Here is a 25,888-nt window from a genome sequence, read left to right on the forward strand (position 1 = left end):
TAAAACGTTGTTATTTCTGATCCTGTTGAACTTGCTTCATATTTCTAACCCATGGTTTTTTCGCTTGAATTTCGGCTGGTAAAGTCGCAATAGCGCTTTTAGCTTCATTGACGGAGCGATAGTTGCCGTGGATCAGAACATACCAAGTTTGCCCATTACGGATTGTTTTATAAACTTTATAGTTATTGAGTTTATGTTGTTTAGCGAAAGCTTCTAGTGTATCAGAACGGCTTGCACTGCTTAATTGTAATGTGTAGTTACTCGCAGGCGCTGACATTAAGTTACCACTTTGATTTTGGTTCGCCGTGGTTGTTTTTGCTGGCTGCTTAGGTTGAGCCGGTTGTTTAGTTTCAACAGGCTTTGTTTGCGTCCTCTCTGGTTTTGCAGGCACCGTTTGTGGCTTTTGGGCCGGTGGCGTTTGTGTCACAGGAGGCGGTGCAATATTTTGTGCCGGCGTATTCGCCGTGCCTTGGTTGAGTGATTGACCTTGGTTTAGAGCATCGACAACATCACCCGGGATTTCAATCCGTTCACCATAATTATTTGTTTGTTGCTGTTGAGTACCTTGGGTAGGTACTGGGTTCACAGGCGGTACGTTTATCTCTTGTGCCTGGCCTGATGGGCTTTGATTATTGCTAAGCGATGAAGAGCTAGACAAATCGATATTACGCTCGTTTGCCGTTGTATCAGTTTGCTGCTTTTCATGCTCTGTTGGAGCTTTTAAGGCTGAGCTAATGGCGATAATCAGTAATAACAGCACCAAAACACCTACACCAATCATAATATGTTGGCGAGATATCGTGAGTTTAGGTTTTGCTGTTGATGATGGACGGCTACGACCTGCCGGTCGGTCGGATGTATCTGGCCGTAGATCATTTTGTGTATTAGGCTGATTATCTGGTTTAAATTCGTCCATTTTGCCCTCCCGAATAAATATCACCTTGTAATCGAGATAAAATTTCTCTTTTCATTACGGCCTCTTCACGAGTAAATAGTGTATACCCGCGATGTTGCAAAGGATAGTCTTATACTTGTCATATCGTCTTCATATGATTAATACGACATATGATATTGCATGTCTAAAAGTCTAAGTGTTTGAGAGTGTGTTGTAACCTGAAACTTTAGGCATAGCTTATAATTTAACGATTTTAAGACATATCTGCCAGAAACATTTTAAAACCTCAAATTATCTGGATGGTTTTATCTGTTTCTGGCTGATAATCACACAAGATGGCTTAGGTTTCGGGTAAACAGGACGATATCGCATCTCGTACTGTTTGTGTTTCAATATCTGAGCGCATTTCTGCATGGCCGATTGTGGTAGGTAAGATAAGATGGAGTTTCCCGCCCATGACCTTTTTATCCCGCATCATATGAGGTAAATAGTCATCCGGTTTCATTTGCTCAGGACCCGTCACAGGTAGCTCAGCGCGTTCTAACAAGGCGATAATTCGCTGAGTTTGGTGTGCGGTGAATGTGCCTATGCGTTCTGCCGTTTTAGCCGCCATCACCATACCTGCTGCAACGGCTTCACCGTGCAGCCAAACGCCATAGCCCATATGGGCTTCAATAGCATGACCAAAAGTATGGCCAAGGTTAAGTAGCGCCCTTAAGCCGCTAGTCTCTTTCTCATCAGCCGCGACGACCTGTGCTTTTAATTCACAGCAGCGACGGATGCAGTAAGCCATGGCTTGATTATCAAGAGCCATTAGAGCGTCGATATTCGCTTCTAGCCAGCTGAAAAACTCCCCATCAAGGATGATGCCATACTTGATGACCTCAGCAAGACCAGATGAAAGCTCTCTTTTCGGTAACGTTTTTAAGCAATCAAGGTCGATGATGACAGAGGCGGGCTGATAAAATGCCCCGATCATATTTTTGCCTAATGGATGGTTTACCGCGGTTTTGCCGCCTACGGATGAATCTACTTGTGATAACAAGGTGGTTGGTACTTGGATAAAACGAACCCCACGTTGATAACTTGCTGCGGCGAAACCTGTTAGGTCACCGATAACACCCCCACCAAGTGCTATGAGGGTGGTATCGCGATTATGGCGTTTTTCGAGTAAGGCAGTGAAAACATCGTTCATAATGAACAAGGATTTATACTGTTCCCCATCCGGTAAAATGATTGAATCTACTGTTACCCCTGCTGCTTCAAGAGCACGCGTCACTTTCTCAAGATAGATAGGCGCAAGTGTCTCGTTGGTCACCAACATAGCTCGTTGACCCGCTTTGAGTGGCCAAAAAGCATCTGGTTGGTTATAAAGACCCGGAGCAATTGTGATTGGATAACTGCGTTCATCCAGAGTAACAGTGACTTTTTCCATCTTGCTTTACCTTGTTGCCATGAGTAATGTTAAGTTAGTTTTTTTCTAACAGCTCAATGATTTGGCTTGCGACAACTTTGGCACTTTGCTCATCAGTATGAATGGTGATATCAGCAATTTCTTCATACATCGGGTTGCGTTCAGATGCCAATTTTTCAAGAACTTCACGAGCCGGTTCATCCACTTGTAATAGTGGCCGTTTTTTATCACGTTGAGTTCGAGACAACTGTTTCTCGATAGTGGTTTCGAGATACACAACAACACCACGAGCAGATAGGCGATTGCGAGTTTCTTTCGATTTTACTGAACCGCCACCCGTTGCCAGTACGATGCCTTGTTTTTCGGTAAGCTCATTGATGATTTTTTCTTCGCGCTCGCGGAAGCCTTCCTCGCCTTCTAGGTCAAAGACCCAGCCTACATCTGCACCTGTACGTTTTTCAATCTCGTGATCAGAGTCGAAAAACTCCATATTAAGCTGTTGAGCCAATTGACGACCAATAGTGCTTTTGCCGGCACCCATCGGTCCAACCAGAAAGATATTGCGTTTCTCTGCCATGTTTTTTGGTATTACTACGATTATTCGTTAATGATAACCCGCCCCGCCAATCGAATTAGCGACGGGACCTAAACTGAAACCTCATGAGTGATAAGTGAGATCAGATAAGAAAATTATCTCAATACATCAACCTGAATTGCAACTATATAAATGTGGCACTGAGCGAACAAAGTGCCACATTTGTGTTACTGGTTTCTTTTATTATGCCGTCTATTTTGCCTAACGTTTTGTTCAACATGAGTTTTAACAGTATTGCCACTGCATATAAAAGCAGAGGAACGTGTTAATTTATAGAGCAAATTGATTGCGGCTATTTTATAAGCGGCTGATAGCTTGTTCTTTAATCTACTGATAGTTAGAACACTCAATGGGTAACCTTGTATGCTAAAACGACGTCAGCGTCAAATTTATCCGGTAAGTTTATGGCATAAAAAATAATTTTCTCCGCTCACATTTCCTTTATATTCATTCAACTACTTGAAGTATCAATATTATTTTTTTATCTAAATATTGATCAGCTTTGGTGTGATAAAAACCACAAGAACTCTACGGTCAATATGTTCACCTGTATTGGTAAATAACTTTCCCAAAAGGGGAATGTTGGAAAGAAAAGGTAGGCCTGTTTCTGTTTTTTCTTGCTTCTGTTGAAAAATGCCGCCGAGTATCAATGTTTCATTGTTGCGTATCGTGACAGAGGTAGCGATTTCTTGCTTATTGATCGCTAAATAGTGTTCATCACTGGTGGTAATCGCTTTATCAGGGGAGTTATGACTGATTTTCAGTAGTAGCTCAACGTGATCTCCGCGTGAGAGAGTTGGCGTGACCTCCATTCCTAATACCGCATCTTTAAACTGAACGTGTGTTTTCTTTTCTGTGCTAGTGACATAGGGGATTTCAGACCCTTGCTGAATACTGGCGGGGTGTTTGTGTGAAGCCATCAAACGAGGGCTTGCGATAATAGAGAGCAAATTTTCTTTTTCTAAAGCATTAAGTTTAAGTTCTAACAGCCCTTCGCCCAGCCGAAGTAAATTAAACTGACCTGATGAAGAGTCATAGCGGTTATAACGCTGGTAGCGGCTATTATTGGGGCTACCCGATAACATTCCCCACTCCAAGCCTAACTCTTGCAGGGCTGTCCGGCTGCTGCTGATAATGTGTGCGGTAATTTGGACTTGCTGTTTAGGAACATCAAGTTGCTTTAACCACTCTTCAATCAGCTGTAAGCGGGTTTTTGTCTCTTTTATCACTAAACTATTTGTTGCAAAGTGGCTGATGGCGGTAGCTTGGCTCGATAATAAAGCATTTTCAGGGTGTTTTAACTGTTCGAGGGCATCTGTTGCACTTATGGATGTGAGTTTAAAGATTTTTTCGATGAATGGATTCTCGACGGGTTGATGAGAGGGAGTTGGTGAGGGAGAGGCGAGCTTTTGGTGAGTTTCATCTAAAGGCAGAGGGATGAAGGGGTCGCGCATCTCTTGAGCGATCACGTTTAAGGGAATAGTAAAAACAATGATTACAGCTAAAAACAGTTTATTGTTCATTAATATCATCCTTGATAAATGAGAGGGTGAATGTGGCTGTTAACTCGCCATTGCGAGGCGAAAAACGTACCTCAGAAATGAGACCTGTTTGGTATGATGCGGGCGTGATAATGGCATGGATGAAGCGGTAAATTTGCGGGTAATCACCTTGAACTTCAACCTGATAACGCTGCTCATTGGCCGCTACAGCCGCCGAGGGTTGTAAACGGTTAAGTACGACCTTTGTTTGGGTAACCATGTGTTGTATATGAGCCACAAATTGTGTTGCGTTTTGTTTTGATAATGTTAATTCTTGCTCCAGAGCCACCATTTGTTGCTCAAGTTGATGGAGTGAAGGAAGTTGTGTTAGTGCCTGCGTATATTGTTGTGATTGAGAGGCGATATGCTGAGTTTTATTTTTAAGTTCAGTCAGTTGAGACTCCACTTCCTGCCAATAAAAAAAGGTGTAAGCCAGTAAGATAGCAATCGTAGCAACCCAAAGAGGGATAGTTTGTTGCCAAAAAGGGCGATACCAAAACCCAGAGGCATTATCATTCATTCGTCTCCTCCTGATAGTGTGCACTTACATGCAAGTAGTTAACCTGACGAGTTTTCCCCATTTTTATGAGTTGTACTTGATGCAATAACGGGTTGCTTTCTAAGCGAGTGATCAATTGGCTAATATCGTGAAAATCATAGCTAACAGCAGCTATTTCTAGGTTATTACCAGTGAGTGAAACCTTCGCGAGCCAGCTTTTTTGCGGTGTAAGTTCAGGCAGCTTATAAAGAAGATTTAACCGAGTTCGGTTACTTTGTGCTTGCCGATTAAGGTGTTGTCGGTGCGTTTGCCATTCAGCGAGCTTGGCTTGTTTTTCGTTAATCACCTTTATCTGTTGCTGCTTTTGCGCGACATGTTGTTCGAGTTGCATTTTGGTGATCTGCCACTGTGTTTGTTCGAACTGCTGTTGTGAAGAATTGTAGATAACCACGATCGCGACTAGACAACTTTGCAGAATAAATAGCGCGAAACACCGCCGTTTATTGCGAGTAATACGCTGTTGCCGCCAAGGTAAAAAATTAACTTGATACATGGTCACGATCCTTATCGCGTAACGCTAAACCTGTTGCAACCACAAAATCACCGAGTTGGTGAGGGAGCTTAACGGTATGGTTATGAAAGGCTTGCAATAGGCTCCATGAATGTACCGCCTGAGACTTATGGTGATCACCGATATAATAGAGAGGCAATTTTAGTGGCCCATTGTTTTCATTGAGTAGAGCGATAATTTGTGGAAGAGTGGTGATGTCATTTTCTTGGATTTGATTATAAGTTGCAGGTTGACTGACGGGGCCAGTCCATAGCCACTCCCCTTGGCGATAATGTATTAGCCAACTCTCATCGGGTAACCCAGCATAGCGTGCAATGTAACGTAAGACACAAGGGGCGACATCAATTGCGGTTAACAAGAAGCCACTGTCATGTAATAAATTTTGCCAAAACACGATCTCTGACTTACGTACCCCGTTTAGGTAGGCTCGATTGTCTATCACACGATAATCGATCACCAAATCTTCTGAACTTAGTGGAAACAATTTTTCGGCGCAGCTTTGTAAGTACCAACCTAGCTCAGGTTGCTTTAAAGTCACTTGTTCAGGTAAAGTCACTTGCTGTTTTAATGTTCTCAGAGCAGAAAATGCCATTGAGACCTGACAATTTTTAGGTAATTTCCGACGCCATTGTATTAAAATTTTCAGTAGCATCTCGTATCTATCATGTTCAGATTGGCTGGTGATTTCGTTTGGAATATTATGTTGCCAACACTCGCATAAGTACCGCCGTTTGCGGTTTTGTTTTGTGGCAACAAGTTGAATTGAGGCTTGGCAAAGGTCTATTCCGATGTTCCATTTTTGTGAATACATAGATAATTTCCTTATCATCAACAAATAAATTACGATTTCTATTGAGCTGTATAAGCTTTATACTACGCGCCAGCTATATCTAAACCCTCCTGTCTGTTGAGTATGGGAATTATCCGGTGAAGTTCGTAAAATATTTTTTTATTATTGTTATTTGTTGCATTTTTTTGGGAACCGCCTCGATTTTTGGCATGTACAAATATGTCGAAAATGAGTTACCTGACGTCGCAACAATGAAAGACATCCGCCTACAAACGCCGATGCAAATCTTCAGTGCTGATGGTGAATTAATTGCACAATATGGTGAAAAACGCCGTATTCCGCTGCCATTAGCTGATATCCCACCCCTGATGATCAAGGCCTTTATTGCAACGGAAGATAGCCGTTTTTATGAGCATCATGGTATCGACCCTGTGGGTATTTTCCGTGCCGTTACGGTAATGGCATCTTCGGGTCGTGCTTCCCAAGGGGCGAGTACAATCACCCAGCAATTAGCCAGAAACTTTTACTTAAGCCCAGAAAGAACCATAATGCGTAAGGTAAAAGAGGTCTTTCTTGCGGTGAGAATTGAGCAGTTATTCACCAAAAATGAGATCATGGAACTGTACCTCAATAAAATTTACCTTGGTAACCGTGCATATGGGGTTGGCGCAGCCGCGTATGTGTATTTTGGTAAAACGGTTAATGAATTAACGCTCAGTGAAATGGCGATGATCGCGGGTTTACCAAAAGCACCTTCGACATCAAACCCTTTATTCTCTTATGAAAAAGCGATTAGCCGTCGTAATGTGGTGCTTGGGCGTATGCTAGAAGAAAAATACATCACCCAAGCTGAATATGAACAAGCAAAAAATGAGCGAATTGAAGCGTCTTATCACGCACCGAAAATTGATTTCTCAGCACCTTACCTCGCCGAAATGGCACGCCAAACATTGTATGAGCAACATGGTGAAGATGCTTATACTGACGGTTACAAAGTCTACACAACGGTTATTCGCAAAGACCAACTCGCAGCCACTGATGCGGTACGCAATAATTTAATTGATTATGATGTCCGTCATGGTTATCGCGGGCCAGCAGACGTGTTGTGGACAGCAGGAGAGCCTGCCTGGACGACAGAAAAAATTATCGAAAAACTTAAAAAATCCCCTGTTTATGGGCCATTATTACCTGCTGTTGTCCTTTCCTCAACGGACAGCGAAGCGACGGTACAATTGGCCGATGGCTCAACAGAGAAAATCACTTTAGCGGGTGTGCGTTGGGCGCGTAAATTCATTTCCGATACCCAGCAAGGTGCCATGCCAAGTAAAGTGAATGCGGTGATGAAAGCAGGTGAGCAAGTTTGGATCCGCAAAGTAAAAGATATTTGGTGGCTGGGACAGGTTCCTGAAGTTAACGGGGCTTTTGTGGCATTGAACCCAAATAATGGTGCGATTATCGCCTTAGTGGGTGGCTTTGACTTTAATATGAGTGAGTTTAACCGCGTCACTCAGTCATTACGCCAAGTTGGCTCGAATATCAAACCTTTCTTGTATACAGCAGCGATGGATAAAGGCTTGACGTTGGCATCACTGTTAAATGATGTTCCTATCAGTCGTTGGGATGCGGGAGCAGGGTCAGATTGGCGGCCGAAAAACTCACCACCTCGTTATGCAGGCCCTATCCGCTTAAGACAAGGGTTAGGTGAATCAAAGAACGTGGTTATGGTACGCGCCATGAGAGCGATGGGGGTTGACTATGCAGCCGATTACCTCACACGTTTTGGCTTCCCTGCGGAAAATATCAATCGGACTGAAGCCTTAGCGCTCGGTGCGCCATCATTTACGCCAATGCAGATGGTGCGAGGCTATGCGGTGATGGTGAATGGTGGTTATCTGATTGACCCTTACTATATCCAAAAAATTGAGAATGCAGAGGGTGAGGTGCTTTTTGAAGCTAATCCAAGAATAGCTTGCCCTGATTGTACTGATATTCCAGTGATTTATGGAAATACGGAGCGTACGATCGCCCTTAAAGGCGTTGATGACGAGTCGACAGAAGAAATTACTCAATCAGATGATAAACCAACGGAGCAAGAGCCAACGATGGAAGTGACATCTGCGGCACCAAAAGAAGCGACACCTCAAGATATGTATGCGCCTCATGTTATCAGCACACCTTTAGCGTTCTTAATTAGGGATGCAATGATGACGAATATCTATGGTGAACCAGGTTGGTTAGGTACTGGCTGGCGTGCAGCGAGAGATCTAGGTGGTCGCCGTGATATTGGTGGTAAAACAGGCACAACGAATAGCTCGAAAGATGCTTGGTTCTCCGGTTACGGCCCTGATGTTGTCGCCTCGGCTTGGATTGGTTTTGATGATAATAGGCGTACCTTAGGGCGCACTGCAATCAGCGGTGGTGAAGCGGGGGCGAAAAGCGCTCAACCAATATGGGATGACTTTATGAAGTCAATCTTAGAAGGTGTACCGGTTACGATGATGAAGCCACCGAAAGGGATCATTGCTGTTTCTATTGATAGTCGGACGGGTAAGCTAGGCAATTCTCGTAAAGAGTATTTTATTGAGGGTACTGAGCCTAAAGAGCATGCTATTCAAGAGGTTGGAACGACTATCTTTGAAGAGGGCGGCGAGAGCCAAGAACTGTTCTAATGTGTTTGGCTCCCTGTTCAAAGGGGAGCTAACAAGAGAGTAAATGTTAAATAGGAAAATCGTTGTATTGATTTTCCTATTTATTTTTAACGCAAAAATTAATCGGTGATCTATTTGGAAAAATGGCGCTAATTGTATTTTTTTAAATAACGCTCAAGATAGAATAAGGCACTGATATTACGCGCTTCATTGAAATCAGGGTGTTCAAGTAACTCCATCATGCGTGCAATTGGCCATCTAACCTGTTGTAAAGGCTCTGGTTCATCCCCTTCTAGCTTTTCATGGTAGAGGTCGCTTGCGATGAGAATATTCATCTTACTAGAGAAGTAAGAGGGTGACATGGTGAGTTTCGCCACTTGTGTGATGTGATTGGCACCAAAACCGATTTCTTCTTTTAACTCGCGTTGTGCTGCTTCTATTGGGGTTTCACCGGGATCGATAGCGCCTTTAGGGAACCCTAATTCGTAATCTTCAATACCGACAGCGTATTCACGGATTAGGATCAAACTATCATTGATGATAGGAACAATGAGTACGGCCTCACGTTTCCCTGGACGCATCCTTTCATAAATGCGTTTTTCGCCGTTGCTAAACTCGAGGTCAACAGATTGGATACTGAATAACTTGGAATGAGCAACATCCTGAATATTCAAGATTTTTGGCTTTTTAAGCTCAGTCATAACAATTCCCGAATAGGGTGAGTGAATAAAAATATCAGCGACGCTACAATGTCGCTATTACACTGTTGTTAACTATGACCCATATCAAAAAAAATTGATAGAGATTATCGGGTTGATAAAATGCTGTTAGTATACCTATCGCACTTCTAGTTGTGTGAGAGGTATGATAATAAGGTACAGTGCTTCGTCTCTTAGGTTTTTATATTAAAATGGCGTACTTAGCATGTATACAAACATACAACTTGAATTATTTTATGTATATATGAAGTGTATAAAAAGAGCACAGATTAATAAATAAAATTTTTTAATTACAACATATTGTAAATTAACATAAAAACTAAAAATAGAATAGGAATTGGCTTATATAGCGATAGCGCCGTGATTGCTATGCTTTTCTTGATATTATTTCACTGGGGAAAAAATGCTTACTTACGTCATTATAATGGCTATTTTTATAATTAGCCTAACTATAATGGCTTCCTTTCTGTATTTCAGGCGGGGGCGGAATTCTGGTGTCTATCAGATCCCTTCTCAAGCTGAGCCATCTTACCGGAAGATGATAGATAACGACTATCAAATCATCTCTCAGTACTTACGTACCAACCCTTTTCCTTCCCAAAGCGCTGAGCAAACACCGTGGCAATTGAAGAAAAATGCCGTGATCGCAACGGTGTGTAATTCAGTCACTCGATTTAATTTGCGGCAAGAGCAAGCGAATAGTTGGCGTTATTTTATTGATACCATTGAAGTTAAACTTCCCCACCAGCTTGAACCTTATTTACAGCAAAAAAATGTGATGGAGTTAGTTGAAACTAACCATCTACCATTAATTATTTCTCTAAATAATTTCTCGTTAAAAGATTTTAATTATGAGTGGACCTCTGATGATATTCAGGAAATTGTTACCCCTGAAGCGGCAATTCATGAAAGAGGAGAACCTAATGTTCAAGTATTGCGTGTTCGCAAAGAAACTATTGAGGAGCATCGGCTAAATCATTCCTCTGGTTGGCTAGGCACTTTACTGATTTGTTTGAGCTTTTTACTTGGGTATTTAGCACTAATTGCCATTCCTTTTTTGCAGTCATGGGGGTTTGTCGGAGCCTTTTTCTGTTTTGTTGCGGGCCTATTGGCTCTCTTTCGCTTACGTGTCTTCCCTAAGAAATTACAAGATGTGCAGTGCGTTTTTGGGCAACCGAAACGGTGGGAACTGTATGGGGAATTAGATAAAAGGCAATCATCGACCGTCTCTATAGGGGGGATCGATCTCTATTACCCTTCCCATTGGGAACCTTATATCCACCATGAGTTAAACAAAGCGACTCAGATAGACATGTACCCGTCAGGGCAGGTTTTGCGGCATGGGCAATTTCTATCATTGCACGAAGAGGAGCGCTATTACCCTTATCGGCGATATAAAAAAAATCTCCTGATACTCGCAACTGGTTTACTGGTTTTATTTTTGATGTTTTCCTATCAATCCATGTGCTTACCCATCAAACTCGGGTTTGCATGGCTTGAGGGCGCTGAAAAGATCAAGGTCATGAATGTGGCTGAACTGGAAACGCGAAAATTAAAAGTTGGTGATAGTTTAAGTGCGAAAGGGGTTGGGATGTGCTATCGGCCGCCTAATCTGTCTGATACGAATCATGCTCAGTTTGCGCCTTTTGATTGTTCAGGTGTGTATTGGAACAATATGAATTTGACGCCAGACCCGGAATCTGAAGTGATAGAGCGCGCAATTAGGCTACTTAATACAGTGCAAAAGCAGTTACACCCTGAAAAAAACAGTGTTGGGGTTAACCCGCGCTTACAGCGTGATATTATGAAATCAGGGATGAATATTATTTTTGATTTCTCTGAAATAATATTGAAAACCAACGAGTTATGTTACCAAGAACATGCCTGCTCTAAGCTGAAAAGTGCGCTAACCAATTTAGGCAGCACCGATGATTGGGGAACACTTGTTGTTAAAGCGTCCACAGGGAAATTAAGTGGCGCTCATGTTTTATTACGCGCAGGTAGTGCCGAGGCCTTGGAAAAGCTAGTTGAAGTCACCACATATGAATTTATCAAAGTCGAAGTTGAAAAAGAGGCTGCAAAACTGAATAGCCCTCCACCGGGTGGCGTGCTACTGATCAGTGATGAAAATAAAGCGCTCGTCGATTTTATCGTGGGGAGCACATTCAATGATATGACGCCTTTGCAACGCTGGGTGGAGCTTAAACGGATAGCGGGCTTGCTTATCAACACCCCGTTTGATGTCGAAGGTATTATCACGGATTTGTCGACGGATGCGAACGGGACATTACATATCACCCTTCATAGCAAACCGGATGAGAAGGTATTGTCGCAATATGTGATCAGTTCCTTATTCACTCTCTTTCTCGGCATTGGCGTGTTATTAAATGGTACTTTAGTCATATTCCGTATCATGAATAATAAAAAGCGATTACGTAATATTAAACGATATTATGATAAGTGCTTTGAGGCAGACAATCCCTCCAATCAAAGTTAGTTTCTAAATGATGGAGGCCTCATTTTAAAGATTGGCACTGAGGATAACATCATGAAACAATCACCTACAGAACAAGTTCGCCTAGATAAATGGTTATGGGCAGCGCGTTTTTACAAAACACGCTCGATAGCTCGCGATATGATTGATGGCGGAAAAGTTCATTACAACGGGCAAAGGACCAAGCCCGGTAAAATTGTTGAACTGAATGCGTTAATCAGGCTAAGGCAAGGTAATGATGAACGGACTGTCGAAGTATTGGAAGTGAGTGGTCAGCGCAGAGGCGCGCCAGAAGCCCAATTACTTTATCGTGAAACCCCCGAGAGCCAAGAGCAGCGTGAAAAATTGGCCCAAGCTCGGAAGATGAACGCATTAACGATGCCGCATCCAGAACGGCGACCCGATAAAAAAGAGCGTCGAACCCTGCTAAAATTTAAGCAGACAAATTCCCATGACGTGTAACCGTTGATGTTATTCGTATTTAAAAACATTTTAATCAAGGTGAGAGGTTTTTAACGAGGCCTCTCATAAGCAATAGAGAGAAATTATGGCTAAACAAGACCTACTCCACCGTTTCCTTTTTGAACAGCATGCTGTACGTGGAGAGATGATCACTGTCGATGAGACATTTCAGCAGATCCTGAACAATCATGACTACCCAGATGCCGTTAAAGGACTATTAGGTGAATTGCTTGTTGCTACCAGCCTGCTTACCGCAACATTGAAATTTGACGGTGATATTACTGTACAAATCCAAGGTGATGGCCCAGTGAATTTGGCTGTTATTAATGGCAATAACTTACAACAAATGCGGGGTGTTGCGCGTGTTGATGGCCCCGTGGTTGCTGGGAGCACACTAAAGCAGATGATTGGTAATGGCTATATGGTCATTACTATCACACCCAATCAAGGGGAGCGTTATCAAGGGATTGTTGCAATCGAAGGTGAAACGCTAGAAGAGTGCATTGATGCTTACTTTATGCAGTCAGAACAGTTACCAACGCGCTTGTTTATTCGCGTTGGTGAATCACAAGGTAAAGCGATTGCCGGCGGCATGTTACTGCAAGTACTCCCTGCTGCGGATGAAGGTAGCCATGATATCTTTGATCACTTAGTGCAGTTGACCGCGACCATTAAAGGCGAAGAGTTGAGTGAGCTGGATGTCAAAGAGGTGCTACATCGTTTATATCATGAAGAAGATGTTACGCTATACGACCCACAATCCGTTGAATTTCGTTGCACTTGCTCACGGGAGCGTTGTGAAAGCACATTAATGACTTTACCTGAAGAAGATGTTATCGATATATTGCAAAAAGATGGAAAAATTGATATGGAGTGTGAATATTGTGGCTCACACTACGTATTTATTGAATCCGATATTCAAGGGTTGAAAAATGAGCAAAATCAGCAACTTCACTGATACGATTTAGCAACCTAATTATGTGACGAGGGTGCAATTTTGCACCCTTTTTTTATAATTTTAAAGGCTTATTACGTGCTCTAAGTCTCATAATGAATTAAAAAAAATTATACATTTTCAATTCTTTGATAGCTATCGCTGTTAATTAGTCGTAAAGAATTATGATCATCTGTAGATTAGTTATGATTACCAGGAGCAATAATAATGAGCGCTAAAAGTATTACCCCGAAGGAACTCGAACAATATGGCATTCATGATGTAGCCGAAGTTGTCTATAACCCTAGTTATGAACTGCTATTCAAGGAAGAAACTAAACCTGGATTAGAAGGCTATGAGCGTGGCACAGTGACCACGTTAGGTGCTGTTGCGGTTGATACCGGTATTTTTACTGGTCGTTCACCAAAAGATAAGTACATTGTGCGTGATGATGTCACCCGTGATACTGTCTGGTGGGCTGATCAGGGCAAAGGTAAAAACGACAACAAACCAATGACCCAAGAAGTTTGGAGTGAATTAAAACATTTAGTGACAGAGCAGCTATCAGGTAAACGTTTGTTTATCGTTGATGCATTCTGTGGCGCGAATGCGGACACTCGCTTAAAAGTGCGTTTTATCACGGAAGTGGCATGGCAGGCGCATTTCGTTAAAAACATGTTTATTCGCCCAACTGACGCAGAACTGGTTGGTTTTGAGCCAGACTTTATCGTTATGAACGGTGCAAAATGCACTAACCCAAATTGGAAAGAGCAAGGTCTGAACTCAGAAAACTTTGTGGCTTTCAACCTAACAGAGCGCATGCAGTTAATCGGTGGTTCTTGGTACGGCGGCGAAATGAAAAAAGGTATGTTCTCAATGATGAACTACCTGTTGCCACTTAAAGGCATCGCATCAATGCACTGTTCTGCTAACGTTGGTGAAAAAGGCGATGTCGCTATTTTCTTCGGCCTGTCTGGTACAGGTAAAACAACATTGTCTACAGATCCAAAACGTAAGCTAATCGGTGACGATGAGCACGGTTGGGATGACGATGGTGTGTTTAACTTTGAAGGTGGTTGCTATGCAAAAACTATCCACCTTTCTAAAGAAGCTGAGCCAGATATCTATGGTGCCATCAAACGTGATGCTCTGTTAGAAAACGTCACGGTACTGGCGGATGGTAGCGTTGATTTTGACGATGGTTCGAAAACAGAAAACACGCGTGTTTCTTACCCAATCTACCATATCGAAAACATTGTTAAGCCAGTCTCTAAAGCGGGTCACGCGACGAAAGTCATTTTCTTAACGGCAGATGCGTTTGGGGTGTTACCTCCAGTTTCACGTTTGACGCCAGAGCAAACACAGTATCATTTCCTATCTGGCTTTACGGCTAAATTGGCAGGTACTGAGCGTGGTGTCACTGAACCAACACCAACCTTCTCTGCCTGTTTTGGTGCGGCATTCCTATCACTGCACCCAACACAATATGCTGAAGTATTAGTTAAGCGTATGGAAGCTGCCGGCGCGAAAGCTTACTTAGTGAATACGGGTTGGAACGGTACTGGTAAACGTATTTCTATTAAAGATACGCGCGCTATTATTGACGCTATCTTAAGTGGTGATATCGAAAAAGCAGATACCATTAAGCTGCCAATCTTTGATTTGGAAGTTCCAACAGCATTACCGGGCGTTGATACCAATATCCTTGACCCTCGTAATACCTATGCTGATAAATCACAATGGGATGAGAAAGCGAAAGACTTGGCTGATCGTTTCGTGAAGAACTTCGACAAATATACTGACACGCCAGCAGGTGCAGCATTAGTGAAAGCAGGCCCTAAACTGTAATGGGTTTGTTGAACCAATAATTATAAGGCCCTGAATTCAGGGCCTTTGTTTTTTTATTGAGTGAGTAAATCTGCATGCAGTCATCTATTAGTCAGCAGCAGGTAAATCAAACAGTAAAATTTCGCTGTCTTCACTCGCTGTCATTGTGAGGCTAGCTTCTTGCCAGATCGCTAAGCCATCGCTGGTTGTGGCAGTTTGGCCATTAACCTCGATGTTGCCTTTAACCACTTGGATCCAAACAACGCGTTTGTCGGCAATCGCATAGGTTTGGGTGTCATTGTTCGATAACGCCCAACGCCACAATGTCATGTCTTGATACACTTTTAGCGAGCCATCTCTCGCATCAGGTGATAGCACCAGCTGTTTCCCATCCTTTGAATCAAAACGTTTTTGCTCATAACGTGGCTCGATACCGGCCTTTTCCGGCAAAATCCAGATTTGATAAAGGTGAAGGCGGTTTTTATCATCAGGGTTGTACTCAGAATGACGTACCCCCGTACCGGCACTCATTATTTGAAATTCACCGGCTGGGATCTGCTCCATATTGCCCATGCTGTCTTTATGTTCAACGGTGCCTTCTAGAACATAGGTGAGGATCTCCATATCTTTATGAGGATGGGTACCAAAGCCTTGCCCTGCATCGATAACGTCTTCGTTGATGACACGGAGCGCAGAGAAACCCATAAATTGCTTATCATAATAATTGGCAAACGAAAAAGTATGCCAGCTATCTAGCCAACCATGATTAGCATGGCCACGTTCATTTGCTTTGCGTAAATAGATCATTGTGTCATCTCCTTAAAAGCCTATCGCCAACCGATGTTGGAACAGTGCTAAATTTGTTGATGACAGTTTAAACAATTTAATAATAGAGAGAAGCCGTTACGATTGACCATAGAATTCAAAAAGTTTGAACAAGATCAGGAGATAAAAAAGTAGCCAGCACAAGGCTGGCTAAACTAAACACTGGAAGCAATGTGAGCAATGTCGTACTGCCAAGACAGTGACTGTATCAGTGATGTCGAGGTAGTGATTTGATGATAATAGTTATCACTATCGTTTGTAAAGTGTTTTTTTTAATCAAAATCGTATAAATTACAATAAAAATCGCAATTATATGATTTCTATCAAATTAAATAATATCCATTATTTTTCAATGGATTAACTTTTTATAGGTTCAGCGAGATTTTTGAACGATACATAGGGAAAGTAGGGGTATTATTGAGGTTAGAATGCCTCGCTATTACCCCGTTTAATCATGTTTATGCAAAAACCATTGCGTGGCTTTAAATGATTTTTTGCGTAGGTTACGCCTTTAAATAGTTTATTGCTCTGTATGTAACGGCAGATTTTCCGCGCAAGCCGCAGCCGAACTCCACGCCCATTGGAAGTTATAACCGCCTAGCCAGCCTGTGACATCCAAAACCTCACCGATGAAATATAATCCTTCTGTTTTTAGTGAGCCCATCGTTTTCGATGAAATTTCGCGGGTATCAACGCCACCTAAAGTGACCTCAGCGGTACGATAGCCTTCAGTACCATTAGGTTGTATTTGCCACTGATGTAAGTTGTTATGCAGTGTCTCAATTTGTGGGTGGGTAAGTTGTTTGAGTGCGCAATCAGGTATCTGGCCTAGCGTTTGCAAAACTTCAACTAACCGTTTTGGTAATAATTTGGCGAGTGTTGTTTTAAGGGATTGGTTTGGATGTGTTTGCTTTTCTTCAGCCAAATAATCCGTCAGAGAGTGTTCAGGAAGTAAGTTAATACTTACAAACTCTCCGGGGTTCCAATAATTGGAGATCTGTAAAATAGCGGGGCCAGATAGGCCACGGTGAGTAAAAAGAATATTTTCTTTAAATAAAGTACCATCGGCGGAGGTAACGGTTGCTGCAACAGAGACACCCGAGAGGACTTGTAGCGTCTCTAACAGTGGCTTATGCAGTGTAAAAGGAACTAACGCTGCGCGGGTCGGTAAAATCTGATGACCGAACTGTTCGGCAATTCGATAACCAAAAGGTGTCGCTCCTAGTCCGGGCATGGATAGGCCGCCCGTTGCGACAACAAGTGAGTGTGCACTCACTTTATTTCCGTTCACTGTTACCACAAAACCGTTGTCTATTTTTTCAACGCCAGTCACTTCGCTACGCAATTTTATGGTGATATTGGGTAAGCGGCACTCTTCTTCGAGCATATCAACAATATCTTGGGCGCTATTGTCACAGAATAATTGGCCTAATGTTTTCTCGTGGTAAGGGATATTATATTTATTAACCAACGCAATGAAATCCCACTGTGTATAGCGAGCAAGTGCTGACTTACAAAAGTGAGGGTTGGCGGAAAGGTAATTACTGTGTTCGGCATAGATATTGGTAAAGTTACAACGCCCGCCTCCTGACATGAGGATTTTTCTGCCAAGTTTTTTTCCGTTATCCAAGACCAGTGTATTCAAATCACGCTTCCCTGCGAGTGATGCACAAAAAAGTCCTGCGGCACCTGCACCCAGAATAATGACGTTATAATTTTTCACAATAAGAAATTCTCTATCTGTTTGATTTTAAAAGACACTACAATTTTATGAGTGGCTAGAGTTCGTTAAACTTTTATCGTTGCGATACCATGTATCGTGTAACAACTGATGAAAAGTATTGAATACATATTATAATTAGGGTCTGCTGAACTTTTAGGCTTATTTTTTGGTCAGTGATTAATCAATGACGCTGACCTAAAATTGGTTTTAGGGTTTTTCTAAAAGATCAGCGGTTCGTTCGATATTCGCCAAAAAAGATGAATTTACTCTGATTTGCGTGAAATTCTAACGAAAAAGAGAAAAAAAATCAGAATAAAAACAAATTGTGTAATATGCTGATAATTATAGGATAATAATCATGTTGTACTTTTTTCAACAGTAGTGAAATCAAAAAAAGGTTAGATTTTGCTTCCACCGCTAGCGTTTGTCACTGATAATGCGCCGCGTTCATGACCAACATAAAATGGCTTAACGTCTATGCTACATCTTTTTACAGGTTTGGAATTTTACACCGGCCTACTGTTAGTACTGGCACTGTTATTTGTGCTGTTCTATGAGGCTATAAATGGCTTCCATGATACCGCGAATGCGGTAGCGACAGTTATTTATACCCGTGCAATGCGCGCTCAGTTCGCGGTTGTTATGGCGGGTGTTTTTAACTTTTTTGGCGTTCTGCTCGGGGGGTTAAGCGTTGCTTATGCAATTGTGCACCTATTGCCGACAGATCTTTTGCTTAATGTGAGTTCAGCTCACGGCCTAGCAATGGTCTTTTCATTGCTATTGGCTGCAATTATCTGGAACCTTGGAACCTGGTACTTTGGTATCCCTGCATCCAGTTCTCATACGTTAATCGGGGCGATTATTGGTGTTGGTTTAACCAATGCAATTGTGACTGATTCATCGGTTGTGGATGCACTCAACATACCCAAAATGATCAGTATTTTCATGTCCCTTATCCTTTCTCCTGCTATTGGTTTTGTGATCGCGGGCTTGATGATATTTGTTCTACGCCGTTACTGGAGTGGTACGAAAAAACGTCGCCGTATTCACTTAACGCCCGCAGAGCGTGAGAAAAAAGATGGTAAGCGCAAGCCACCATTCTGGACCCGTACTGCACTGATTCTTTCCGCCGTTGGCGTGAGTTTCTCACATGGTGCAAATGACGGTCAGAAAGGCATCGGTCTTATCATGTTAGTACTGATTGGTGTTGCGCCAGCCGGTTTTGTCGTCAATATGAATTCAAGCGGTTACGATATCGCAAGAACGCATGATGCTGTTGTTCACTTGCAACAATACTATGAGACACATAAACCAGCACTCAACCATGCAATTGAAAATACACCAGCAGTGACTGGCACCGATGAAATTGGCGAAGAGTTCCATTGTGATAGCTCACGTACGGCTATCGTTCTGAGCCAAGCTCAAAAGCTGTTGAATGGCGTACAAAGCTACGATGAGTTATCACCAGAGCAACGTAATCATATGCGTCGCTTATTAATGTGTATCTCTGATACCGCAAATGCGGTTGCTAAGCTGCCAGAAACTAGCTCTCAAGATGCAAGCTTGCTGAAAAAATTGAGTAATGACTTACTGTATACCGTTGAGTATGCGCCATTGTGGATCATTATTTCAGTTGCTTTAGCACTGTCTCTCGGAACAATGTTTGGTTGGAAACGCGTTGCTGTCACTATCGGTGAGAAAATCGGTAAGAAAGGCATGACATATGCGCAAGGTGTTTCTGCTCAGGTGACTGCCGCTGTTTCAATCGGTGTTGCGAGCTACACAGGGATGCCTGTTTCGACGACTCAGGTATTATCTTCCGCAGTTGCGGGAACCATGGTCGTTGACGGTGGGGGTGTTCAGAGCAAGACAATTAAGAGTATTGCTTTGGCATGGTTATTAACACTGCCTGTTTCTATCTGTCTATCTGGTGGTTTGTACTGGATTGCATTGATGATTATCTAGAACAGTTTCACAAACTGTTGATAGAATGAATACAACATAATAGTGATGAGCTGCTCAGTTCATCACTATTTTTTTGCCTTGAAAACCGTGGAGTATCGAGTTTGTTTTTTTACCCTGCTATTAAGCAAAAATAAGTAGGTAAATTAAGCTAACAATCACTAAGATGCTTAGCTGACTAATTTGTAGAAATTGTTTGCGTATCCTCTCACACCGTAATATGACCTCATCGTCAAAATGCTCAAGGTATTGCTTACTATTGATATAACGAACCAGTTTTAGCTGTTTGTTTAACTGGCCGTGGGTTGTGAAAAAGCCATTACCGTCGACAGATTGATAAAGCAACGGGTCGGTATCCCGTAGGATATAAAGCAAAACACGGATGGAAGAAAAGTAGCGTATCATATTGATGATACACAAAAAGCATAAAGCCCAGAACAAGGCAACCATACTGAACATACTCACCTCCTTAGGTATCAGCTTGCGCTGTTGCTACAAAGGAAATAAAGCAAACACAGTGTTAAGCTAGCTTATTGTTTATTGTAGGATAATAAGTTGCCTAAAAAAAGTGCAAACTCGAGGATTTTTGAGCGATTTTTATCCGAATTTAAGCTGATAAAAAAGAGATATTGGGTAAAAGTGTGTAATAACAGAATGATTATCTAAGAAATAGGCTACTGCTTGTTTATATTGAAAAATATCACACATAACTCTCGTTTATATATTAATATTGTAGAGATGATGTTATTGTTTTCTAAAATGTTATGTGATGAAAGATTCACTAGGCTAATCTGCACAGATGTGATCAAAACGACACTTATCTATCATAGTATGCAGGTATAGTATTTATAAGCGATTGGTGAGTTAAGAGGCTAAGAATAGGATAGGCTCTTAACTTATCACAAAATCAGCATTCGGAAGGAGTTTACTTTATGGCGTACAAACATATTCTCGTAGCGGTAGATTTATCACCTGAAAGTAAAATATTACTGGATAAAGCCGTCTCTATGGCAAAACCTTACGGGGCTAAAGTATCCATGATCCATGTTGATGTGAACTACTCAGATCTCTACACTGGCCTTATTGATGTGAATTTGGGCGACATGCAACAGCGTATCACGGATGAAACTCGTAATTCACTCAAAGACCTCTCCGCAGGCGCAGGTTATGAAATTCAAGAAACATTGAGCGGTAGTGGTGATCTTGGTCAGGTCTTGGTTGATGCAATTAAAAAATATGATATGGACTTAGTGGTCTGTGGTCACCACCAAGATTTTTGGAGCAAGTTGATGTCTTCAGCTCGCCAGTTGATTAATACTGTCCATGTTGATATGTTGATTGTTCCACTGAATGACGATGATGAATAATCCATTCAGTTAAAAATGAAAAACTATTCGCTAAAAACGCTTGCTTATGCAAGCGTTTTTTTTGGCTTAAAAAATTTAAATTAAGTTACTTATTGTCGGGTCAAGAAAAATTTTTTTGTATTAGAGTAAAAAAAACCTTGAAACTTGAATACAAACTAGTGATATATTCAATAGGTAAATGCAAATCAACCTCACATTTCCCCAAAAATTATCACAAGAAAGAGTGAGGAATATCACAACAAAAAATTTAAAAAGGAAGATATAGATGAATTCACTATCATCGTTCTTGGAGTCTGTACAAAAAAGAGACCCTCAGCAACCTGAATTCCTCCAGGCTGTTCGCGAAGTCTTTACCTCACTTTGGCCATTCTTAGAAAATAATCCTAAATATCGTGAACAAGCACTACTTGAGCGTTTTGTTGAGCCTGAAAGAGTGATTCAGTTTCGTGTTTGTTGGGTGGATGACCAAGGTAAAGTGCAAGTGAATAGGGCTTGGCGGGTTCAATATAGCTCTGCTATCGGCCCATTTAAAGGCGGTATGCGTTTCCACCCTTCAGTTAACCTTTCCATTCTAAAATTCTTAGGCTTTGAACAGACACTAAAAAATGCACTGACAACCTTACCAATGGGCGGTGGCAAGGGTGGCTCTGACTTTGATCCGAAAGGCAAAAGCTATGGTGAAGTGATGCGCTTTTGCCAAGCACTGATGACCGAATTGTATCGCCATTTAGGCGCGGATACTGACGTACCCGCGGGTGATATCGGGGTTGGTGGTCGTGAAGTTGGTTTTATGGCTGGGATGATGAAGAAATTATCGAATGATACTTCATGTGTTTTCACGGGTAAGGGACTCTCTTTCGGGGGAAGCTTAATTCGCCCAGAAGCAACCGGTTACGGTTTAGTTTATTTCACAAATGCGATGTTAAAACGCCATGGTTTAGGTTTTGAAGGCATGCGTGTAGCGGTATCTGGCTCTGGTAACGTTGCGCAGTATACGATTGAAAAATGTATGGAGCTTGGCGCAACGGTCGTCACGGCATCCGACTCAAATGGTACTGTTGTTGATGAAGCTGGCTTTACACCAGAAAAATTAGCGCGTTTGGAAGAAATTAAAAACAATTATGGTCGTGTAGAGGCCTATGCAAAAGAGTTTGGCTTAACCTACTTAGCAGGTCAGCAACCTTGGTGTGTACCTGTTGATATTGCTCTACCATGTGCGACACAAAACGAATTAGATACTGCTGCCGCAGAATTGCTGATCAAAAATGGTGTTAAAGCGGTTGCTGAAGGCGCGAATATGCCAACGACAATCCCAGCGACTGAGCTTTTCCTTGAGGCCGGTGTTTTATTTGCACCAGGTAAGGCCGCGAATGCGGGAGGAGTGGCGACATCCGGTTTAGAGATGGCACAAAACGCAGCCCGTATGGGATGGAAAGCAGAGAAGGTTGATGCGCGCTTGCATCATATTATGTTAGATATCCATAACCACTGTGTTGAGTTTGGTGGTGAAGGGAAACAGACCAACTATGTACAAGGCGCAAACATTGCAGGTTTTGTAAAAGTAGCCGATGCAATGTTCGCACAAGGTATTTTGTAATTTCCTAATTAAAAACATACGCGAAAGGGCGATTATAACGATATATGCGCCCTTCGTTGTTATGTTTTAATACATGGATAAATATCGAACCGATGGTTTTTAGTTGTGACGGCAGAAGGCGCTTTTTGCCCCGCAAGGGGGTCCGCATAATCTGGTCGCTTCACAACGACACGACGTTTAGCTAAGGCTAAAGCGGGAGCCAATAAAGAATCGGCATCATCATCAGCCCCTACCAATGATTGAAAAACACGCATCTCTTTTTTGACTAATGCACTTTTTTGGCGGTGTGGATACATTGGGTCGAGATAAATAACATCAGGCGGTGTTGTGATATTGGCTAATGCAGTAATACTCGAGGCATGGATTAACGACATACGTTGTTTTAGCCACTCGCCAATTTCGCTATCTTGATAACCACGTTGTAGTCCATCATCTAACAGCGCGGCAACAACAGGATGACGTTCAAACATACGTACCTGACAACCTAGCGCCGCTAACACAAAAGCATCACGCCCAAGACCAGCAGTCGCATCAATTACATCGGGTAAATAATCTTTTTTGATCCCAACAGCTTTGGCAACAGCTTCACCACGGCCGCCACCAAATTTACGTCGGTGCGCCATTGCCCCTGAAACAAAATCGACAAAAATCCCCCCTAGTTTTGGTTCATCCATTTTGCGTAATTGCAAATTCTCAGGTGTCAGAACCAGCGCCATAATGGCATCAGGACAATGGATAAGATTCCATTTTTCAGCAAGTTGAGATAGGGCGCCTTGATCGGCACCCTCTTCACAGATCAATTGGATCTTGATGTGATCAGCCATTGATACCATAGCTCTTCAACATTGCATCCAGCTCAGGCTTACGGCCACGGAAACGTTCAAACAGTACCATTGGCTCTTCTGAACCACCACGACTGAGGATATTGTCGAGGAATGATCGCCCAGTTTCGCGGTTAAAAATACCTTCTTCCGCAAAGCGTGAATAGGCGTCTGCCGCAAGTACATCTGCCCATAAATAGCTGTAATACCCCGCAGCATAACCACCCGCAAAGATATGGCTGAAGGCATGTGGGAAACGGCTCCATTCAGGTGATGGAACAACGGCTACTTTTTCTTTTACCGCATATAAGGTTGGCATGACTTGCGCGCCTTTCGCTGGGTCATATTCAGCATGTAAGCGGAAATCAAATAAACCAAACTCCAACTGACGCAGAACAAACATGGCAGATTGGTAGTTTTTCGCTGCCAACATGCTATCAAGCATTGCGCGTGGTAATGGCTCACCCGTTTCATAGTGTCCAGAGATAAACTCAAGCGCCTCAGGCTCCCAGCACCAGTTTTCCATAAATTGGCTTGGTAATTCAACGGCATCCCAAGGTACACCATTGATACCCGCAACATCGGCGACATCGATTTTTGTCAGCATATGGTGCAGGCCATGACCAAATTCGTGGAATAGGGTGATCACTTCATCATGAGTGAATAAAGCGGGTTTATCACCAAGTGGTTTGTTGAAGTTACAAGTCAGATAAGCGACAGGGTTTTGTAGCGAGCCATCTTTATGAACCATTCTACCTGCACAATCATCCATCCACGCACCGCCACGTTTGTGCTCACGCGCGTATAGGTCAAGGTAGAAGCTACCGCGCAATGTGTTGGTGTCATCATATAGCTCAAAGAAACGCACATCGGGGTGCCATGTTTCAACATCTTTGCGCTCTTTGGCTGTTAAACCATAAATACGATGAACGACTTCAAACAGACCTTCAATAACACGTTGCTCTGGGAAGTAAGGGCGCAGTTGCTCATCACTCAGTGAGAATTTGTGCTGCTTCTGTTTTTCGCTGTAATAAGCAATATCCCAAGATTCGAGCTTATCGACGCCATAATGTTCTTTCGCAAATGCGGTGAGTTCCGCTAATTCATCCTTACCTTGTTGATGAGCTCGTTCAGCTAAATTGGTTAAGAAGTCTAATACTTGCTCTGGCGATTCAGCCATTTTTGTTGCGAGTGACTTTTCAGCAAAGTTTTTAAAACCAAGCAATTGAGCGAGTTCATGACGCAGTGCCATCAATTCATCGATAAGTTCACTGTTATCCCATTTGCCTGCATTCGGACCCTGATCGGAAGCACGAGTGCTATAGGCATAACTCATCTCGCGGCGTAGCTCAGCGTTATCTGCATAAGTCATTACAGGTAAGTAACTTGGCATATCCAGAGTGAGTAAATAGCCTTCTTCACCTTTGGATTCAGCCATTGCTTTTGCTGCCGCGATAGCGCTTTCAGGCATACCAGCCAGTTCGCTTTCATCTTTAATTAATTTGGTCCAGCCCATTGTCGCATCAAGGACATTGTTGCTGAATTTAGAGGCGATTTCTGACAAACGGGCAACAATTTCACCGTAGCGCTGTTGTTTTTCAGGTGGTAGACCAATGCCTGACAATTCGAAGTCGCGCAGCGTATTTTCAATCGATTTTTTCTGGGATTGGCTGAGTGAAGCAAATTGTGCACTATCTTTTAGGGATTTATACGCCAGATAGAGAGGTTCATGTTGGCCCATCCAAGTGCTGAATTCAGAGAGTAATGGTAGGCATTTTTCATAAGCTTCACGCAGTTCTGGGCTATTTTTGACGGAATGAAGGTGCCCAACGGGTGACCATACACGGGATAGTTTATCGCTTGCTTCTTCAAGCGGTTGGCATAGGTTATCCCAAGTATATTGATGAGTGGCTGACAGGATATTTTCGACAGTTTGACGATATTCAGTCAGGACTTGTTGAACCGCAGGAAAGACGTGTTCAGGTTCAATTTTAGTAAAATGAGGTAGTACAGAATCGGTTAATAATGGGTTTGTCATATAAACATCCTGTGATAGCAGGCTTGCGCTCGTAGGCCAAGGCTTACTGTATTGACAATAAGTTAAACGGCTGACCCTCAACTTAACGAAAGCAGCACGCCACTGTGAATATGTAAAATTATATGGGGGCGGAAATGAAAACCTCAATACAAGATAACGTTTTTTG

The 25,888-nt window shown here is 42.5% G+C and carries 21 protein-coding genes; 8 read left to right on the forward strand and 13 right to left on the reverse strand.

From position 1 onward, the window contains the following. Nucleotides 1-10: 10 nt before the first annotated feature. The 7 genes from M1E93_RS00435 to pilM all read right to left on the reverse strand — a co-directional run bounded on the left by M1E93_RS00435 (nt 11) and on the right by pilM (nt 6,326). Nucleotides 11-916 carry an SPOR domain-containing protein gene (locus tag M1E93_RS00435; RefSeq protein WP_014657126.1) on the reverse strand — a complete coding sequence of 302 codons (906 nt, stop codon included), beginning with the start codon at nt 914-916 and terminating at the stop codon, nt 11-13. A gap of 319 nt (nt 917-1,235) precedes the next feature. Then, entirely contained in the window at nt 1,236-2,330 is a 1,095-nt protein-coding gene (aroB, locus tag M1E93_RS00440; RefSeq protein ID WP_004916059.1) for a 3-dehydroquinate synthase, read from the reverse strand. 34 nt (nt 2,331-2,364) lie between these two features. Continuing rightward, the gene (gene aroK, locus M1E93_RS00445; RefSeq protein ID WP_004916057.1) at nt 2,365-2,886 is read right to left on the reverse strand and encodes a shikimate kinase AroK; all 522 of its coding nucleotides are present in this window, start codon (nt 2,884-2,886) and stop codon (nt 2,365-2,367) included. Nucleotides 2,887-3,389: 503 nt separating this feature from the next. Continuing rightward, nucleotides 3,390-4,427: a secretin N-terminal domain-containing protein gene (locus M1E93_RS00450; protein WP_014657124.1), complete on the reverse strand. Its 1,038-nt coding sequence runs from the start codon at nt 4,425-4,427 to the stop codon at nt 3,390-3,392. Continuing rightward, the gene (locus M1E93_RS00455; protein WP_004916055.1) at nt 4,417-4,965 is read right to left on the reverse strand and encodes a hypothetical protein; all 549 of its coding nucleotides are present in this window, start codon (nt 4,963-4,965) and stop codon (nt 4,417-4,419) included. Before M1E93_RS00455 ends, M1E93_RS00450 begins: the two co-directional genes overlap by 11 nt. Then, nucleotides 4,958-5,497 (reverse strand): PilN domain-containing protein, encoded by a 540-nt coding sequence (locus M1E93_RS00460; protein WP_040132636.1) that lies wholly within the window; start codon nt 5,495-5,497, stop codon nt 4,958-4,960. Before M1E93_RS00460 ends, M1E93_RS00455 begins: the two co-directional genes overlap by 8 nt. Continuing rightward, nucleotides 5,484-6,326: a pilus assembly protein PilM gene (gene pilM, locus M1E93_RS00465; RefSeq protein WP_040132637.1), complete on the reverse strand. Its 843-nt coding sequence runs from the start codon at nt 6,324-6,326 to the stop codon at nt 5,484-5,486. Before pilM ends, M1E93_RS00460 begins: the two co-directional genes overlap by 14 nt. A gap of 116 nt (nt 6,327-6,442) precedes the next feature. Here pilM and mrcA point away from each other — a divergent pair, with 116 nt between their 5' ends. Next, nucleotides 6,443-8,974: a peptidoglycan glycosyltransferase/peptidoglycan DD-transpeptidase MrcA gene (gene mrcA, locus M1E93_RS00470; protein WP_014657121.1), complete on the forward strand. Its 2,532-nt coding sequence runs from the start codon at nt 6,443-6,445 to the stop codon at nt 8,972-8,974. 128 nt (nt 8,975-9,102) lie between these two features. Here the strand turns inward: mrcA and nudE are convergent, their stop codons facing one another. Next, a complete protein-coding gene (nudE, locus tag M1E93_RS00475) occupies nt 9,103-9,654 on the reverse strand; it encodes an ADP compounds hydrolase NudE (protein ID WP_004916049.1) in 552 nt (183 codons plus the stop codon). A 421-nt stretch (nt 9,655-10,075) separates the two neighbouring features. Here nudE and M1E93_RS00480 point away from each other — a divergent pair, with 421 nt between their 5' ends. The 4 genes from M1E93_RS00480 to pckA all read left to right on the forward strand — a co-directional run bounded on the left by M1E93_RS00480 (nt 10,076) and on the right by pckA (nt 15,410). Next, complete coding sequence (locus M1E93_RS00480; RefSeq protein WP_004916096.1) at nt 10,076-12,169, forward strand: IgaA/UmoB family intracellular growth attenuator; 2,094 nt, start codon at nt 10,076-10,078, stop codon at nt 12,167-12,169. Between the two features lie 51 nt (nt 12,170-12,220). Further along, nucleotides 12,221-12,628 (forward strand): ribosome-associated heat shock protein Hsp15, encoded by a 408-nt coding sequence (hslR, locus tag M1E93_RS00485; RefSeq protein ID WP_004916047.1) that lies wholly within the window; start codon nt 12,221-12,223, stop codon nt 12,626-12,628. Nucleotides 12,629-12,713: 85 nt separating this feature from the next. Continuing rightward, nucleotides 12,714-13,586: an Hsp33 family molecular chaperone HslO gene (hslO, locus tag M1E93_RS00490; RefSeq protein ID WP_004916045.1), complete on the forward strand. Its 873-nt coding sequence runs from the start codon at nt 12,714-12,716 to the stop codon at nt 13,584-13,586. Nucleotides 13,587-13,790: 204 nt separating this feature from the next. Continuing rightward, nucleotides 13,791-15,410, forward strand: a complete 1,620-nt coding sequence (gene pckA, locus M1E93_RS00495) for a phosphoenolpyruvate carboxykinase (ATP) (protein WP_004916041.1) — start codon at nt 13,791-13,793, stop codon at nt 15,408-15,410. An 87-nt stretch (nt 15,411-15,497) separates the two neighbouring features. Here the strand turns inward: pckA and M1E93_RS00500 are convergent, their stop codons facing one another. Together M1E93_RS00500 and M1E93_RS00505 are read right to left on the reverse strand one after the other, a co-directional pair. Beyond that, complete coding sequence (locus M1E93_RS00500) at nt 15,498-16,196, reverse strand: pirin family protein (protein WP_004916039.1); 699 nt, start codon at nt 16,194-16,196, stop codon at nt 15,498-15,500. Between the two features lie 538 nt (nt 16,197-16,734). Further along, nucleotides 16,735-17,937 (reverse strand): NAD(P)/FAD-dependent oxidoreductase, encoded by a 1,203-nt coding sequence (locus M1E93_RS00505; RefSeq protein ID WP_426207056.1) that lies wholly within the window; start codon nt 17,935-17,937, stop codon nt 16,735-16,737. Between the two features lie 477 nt (nt 17,938-18,414). Between M1E93_RS00505 and pitA the strand changes: the two genes are divergently transcribed. Then, the gene (gene pitA, locus M1E93_RS00510; protein WP_004916035.1) at nt 18,415-19,902 is read left to right on the forward strand and encodes an inorganic phosphate transporter PitA; all 1,488 of its coding nucleotides are present in this window, start codon (nt 18,415-18,417) and stop codon (nt 19,900-19,902) included. A 120-nt stretch (nt 19,903-20,022) separates the two neighbouring features. Here the strand turns inward: pitA and uspB are convergent, their stop codons facing one another. Continuing rightward, nucleotides 20,023-20,358: a universal stress protein UspB gene (uspB, locus tag M1E93_RS00515; protein WP_004916033.1), complete on the reverse strand. Its 336-nt coding sequence runs from the start codon at nt 20,356-20,358 to the stop codon at nt 20,023-20,025. Nucleotides 20,359-20,831: 473 nt separating this feature from the next. Here uspB and uspA point away from each other — a divergent pair, with 473 nt between their 5' ends. Beyond that, nucleotides 20,832-21,266, forward strand: a complete 435-nt coding sequence (gene uspA / locus M1E93_RS00520; protein WP_004916030.1) for a universal stress protein UspA — start codon at nt 20,832-20,834, stop codon at nt 21,264-21,266. Nucleotides 21,267-21,531: 265 nt separating this feature from the next. Beyond that, nucleotides 21,532-22,863 (forward strand): NADP-specific glutamate dehydrogenase, encoded by a 1,332-nt coding sequence (gene gdhA / locus M1E93_RS00525; RefSeq protein WP_004916027.1) that lies wholly within the window; start codon nt 21,532-21,534, stop codon nt 22,861-22,863. Nucleotides 22,864-22,922: 59 nt separating this feature from the next. Here the strand turns inward: gdhA and rsmJ are convergent, their stop codons facing one another. Both rsmJ and prlC read right to left on the reverse strand, forming a co-directional pair. Beyond that, nucleotides 22,923-23,675, reverse strand: coding sequence for a 16S rRNA (guanine(1516)-N(2))-methyltransferase RsmJ (rsmJ, locus tag M1E93_RS00530; protein WP_169342359.1), 753 nt, complete (start codon nt 23,673-23,675; stop codon nt 22,923-22,925). A 4-nt stretch (nt 23,676-23,679) separates the two neighbouring features. Beyond that, nucleotides 23,680-25,722: an oligopeptidase A gene (gene prlC, locus M1E93_RS00535; protein WP_072502632.1), complete on the reverse strand. Its 2,043-nt coding sequence runs from the start codon at nt 25,720-25,722 to the stop codon at nt 23,680-23,682. Between the last annotated feature and the right edge of the window lie 166 nt (nt 25,723-25,888).

Source organism: Providencia sp. PROV272 (genome assembly GCF_049901975.1).
In the GTDB taxonomy this organism is placed as follows: domain Bacteria; phylum Pseudomonadota; class Gammaproteobacteria; order Enterobacterales; family Enterobacteriaceae; genus Providencia; species Providencia stuartii.

Excerpts from the sequence above, each read along its gene's own strand:
- M1E93_RS00450 (WP_014657124.1), bottom strand. The coding sequence starts at position 4,427 with ATGAACAATAAACTGTTTTTAGCTGTAATCATTGTTTTTACTATTCCC.
- pitA (WP_004916035.1), top strand. The coding sequence starts at position 18,415 with ATGCTACATCTTTTTACAGGTTTGGAATTTTACACCGGCCTACTGTTA.
- hslO (WP_004916045.1), top strand. The coding sequence starts at position 12,714 with ATGGCTAAACAAGACCTACTCCACCGTTTCCTTTTTGAACAGCATGCT.
- pckA (WP_004916041.1), top strand. The coding sequence starts at position 13,791 with ATGAGCGCTAAAAGTATTACCCCGAAGGAACTCGAACAATATGGCATT.
- aroB (WP_004916059.1), bottom strand. The coding sequence starts at position 2,330 with ATGGAAAAAGTCACTGTTACTCTGGATGAACGCAGTTATCCAATCACA.
- uspA (WP_004916030.1), top strand. The coding sequence starts at position 20,832 with ATGGCGTACAAACATATTCTCGTAGCGGTAGATTTATCACCTGAAAGT.
- aroK (WP_004916057.1), bottom strand. The coding sequence starts at position 2,886 with ATGGCAGAGAAACGCAATATCTTTCTGGTTGGACCGATGGGTGCCGGC.
- M1E93_RS00500 (WP_004916039.1), bottom strand. The coding sequence starts at position 16,196 with ATGATCTATTTACGCAAAGCAAATGAACGTGGCCATGCTAATCATGGT.
- nudE (WP_004916049.1), bottom strand. The coding sequence starts at position 9,654 with ATGACTGAGCTTAAAAAGCCAAAAATCTTGAATATTCAGGATGTTGCT.
- pilM (WP_040132637.1), bottom strand. The coding sequence starts at position 6,326 with ATGTATTCACAAAAATGGAACATCGGAATAGACCTTTGCCAAGCCTCA.
- gdhA (WP_004916027.1), top strand. The coding sequence starts at position 21,532 with ATGAATTCACTATCATCGTTCTTGGAGTCTGTACAAAAAAGAGACCCT.
- uspB (WP_004916033.1), bottom strand. The coding sequence starts at position 20,358 with ATGTTCAGTATGGTTGCCTTGTTCTGGGCTTTATGCTTTTTGTGTATC.
- M1E93_RS00480 (WP_004916096.1), top strand. The coding sequence starts at position 10,076 with ATGCTTACTTACGTCATTATAATGGCTATTTTTATAATTAGCCTAACT.
- prlC (WP_072502632.1), bottom strand. The coding sequence starts at position 25,722 with ATGACAAACCCATTATTAACCGATTCTGTACTACCTCATTTTACTAAA.
- M1E93_RS00435 (WP_014657126.1), bottom strand. The coding sequence starts at position 916 with ATGGACGAATTTAAACCAGATAATCAGCCTAATACACAAAATGATCTA.
- M1E93_RS00460 (WP_040132636.1), bottom strand. The coding sequence starts at position 5,497 with ATGTATCAAGTTAATTTTTTACCTTGGCGGCAACAGCGTATTACTCGC.
- hslR (WP_004916047.1), top strand. The coding sequence starts at position 12,221 with ATGAAACAATCACCTACAGAACAAGTTCGCCTAGATAAATGGTTATGG.
- M1E93_RS00455 (WP_004916055.1), bottom strand. The coding sequence starts at position 4,965 with ATGAATGATAATGCCTCTGGGTTTTGGTATCGCCCTTTTTGGCAACAA.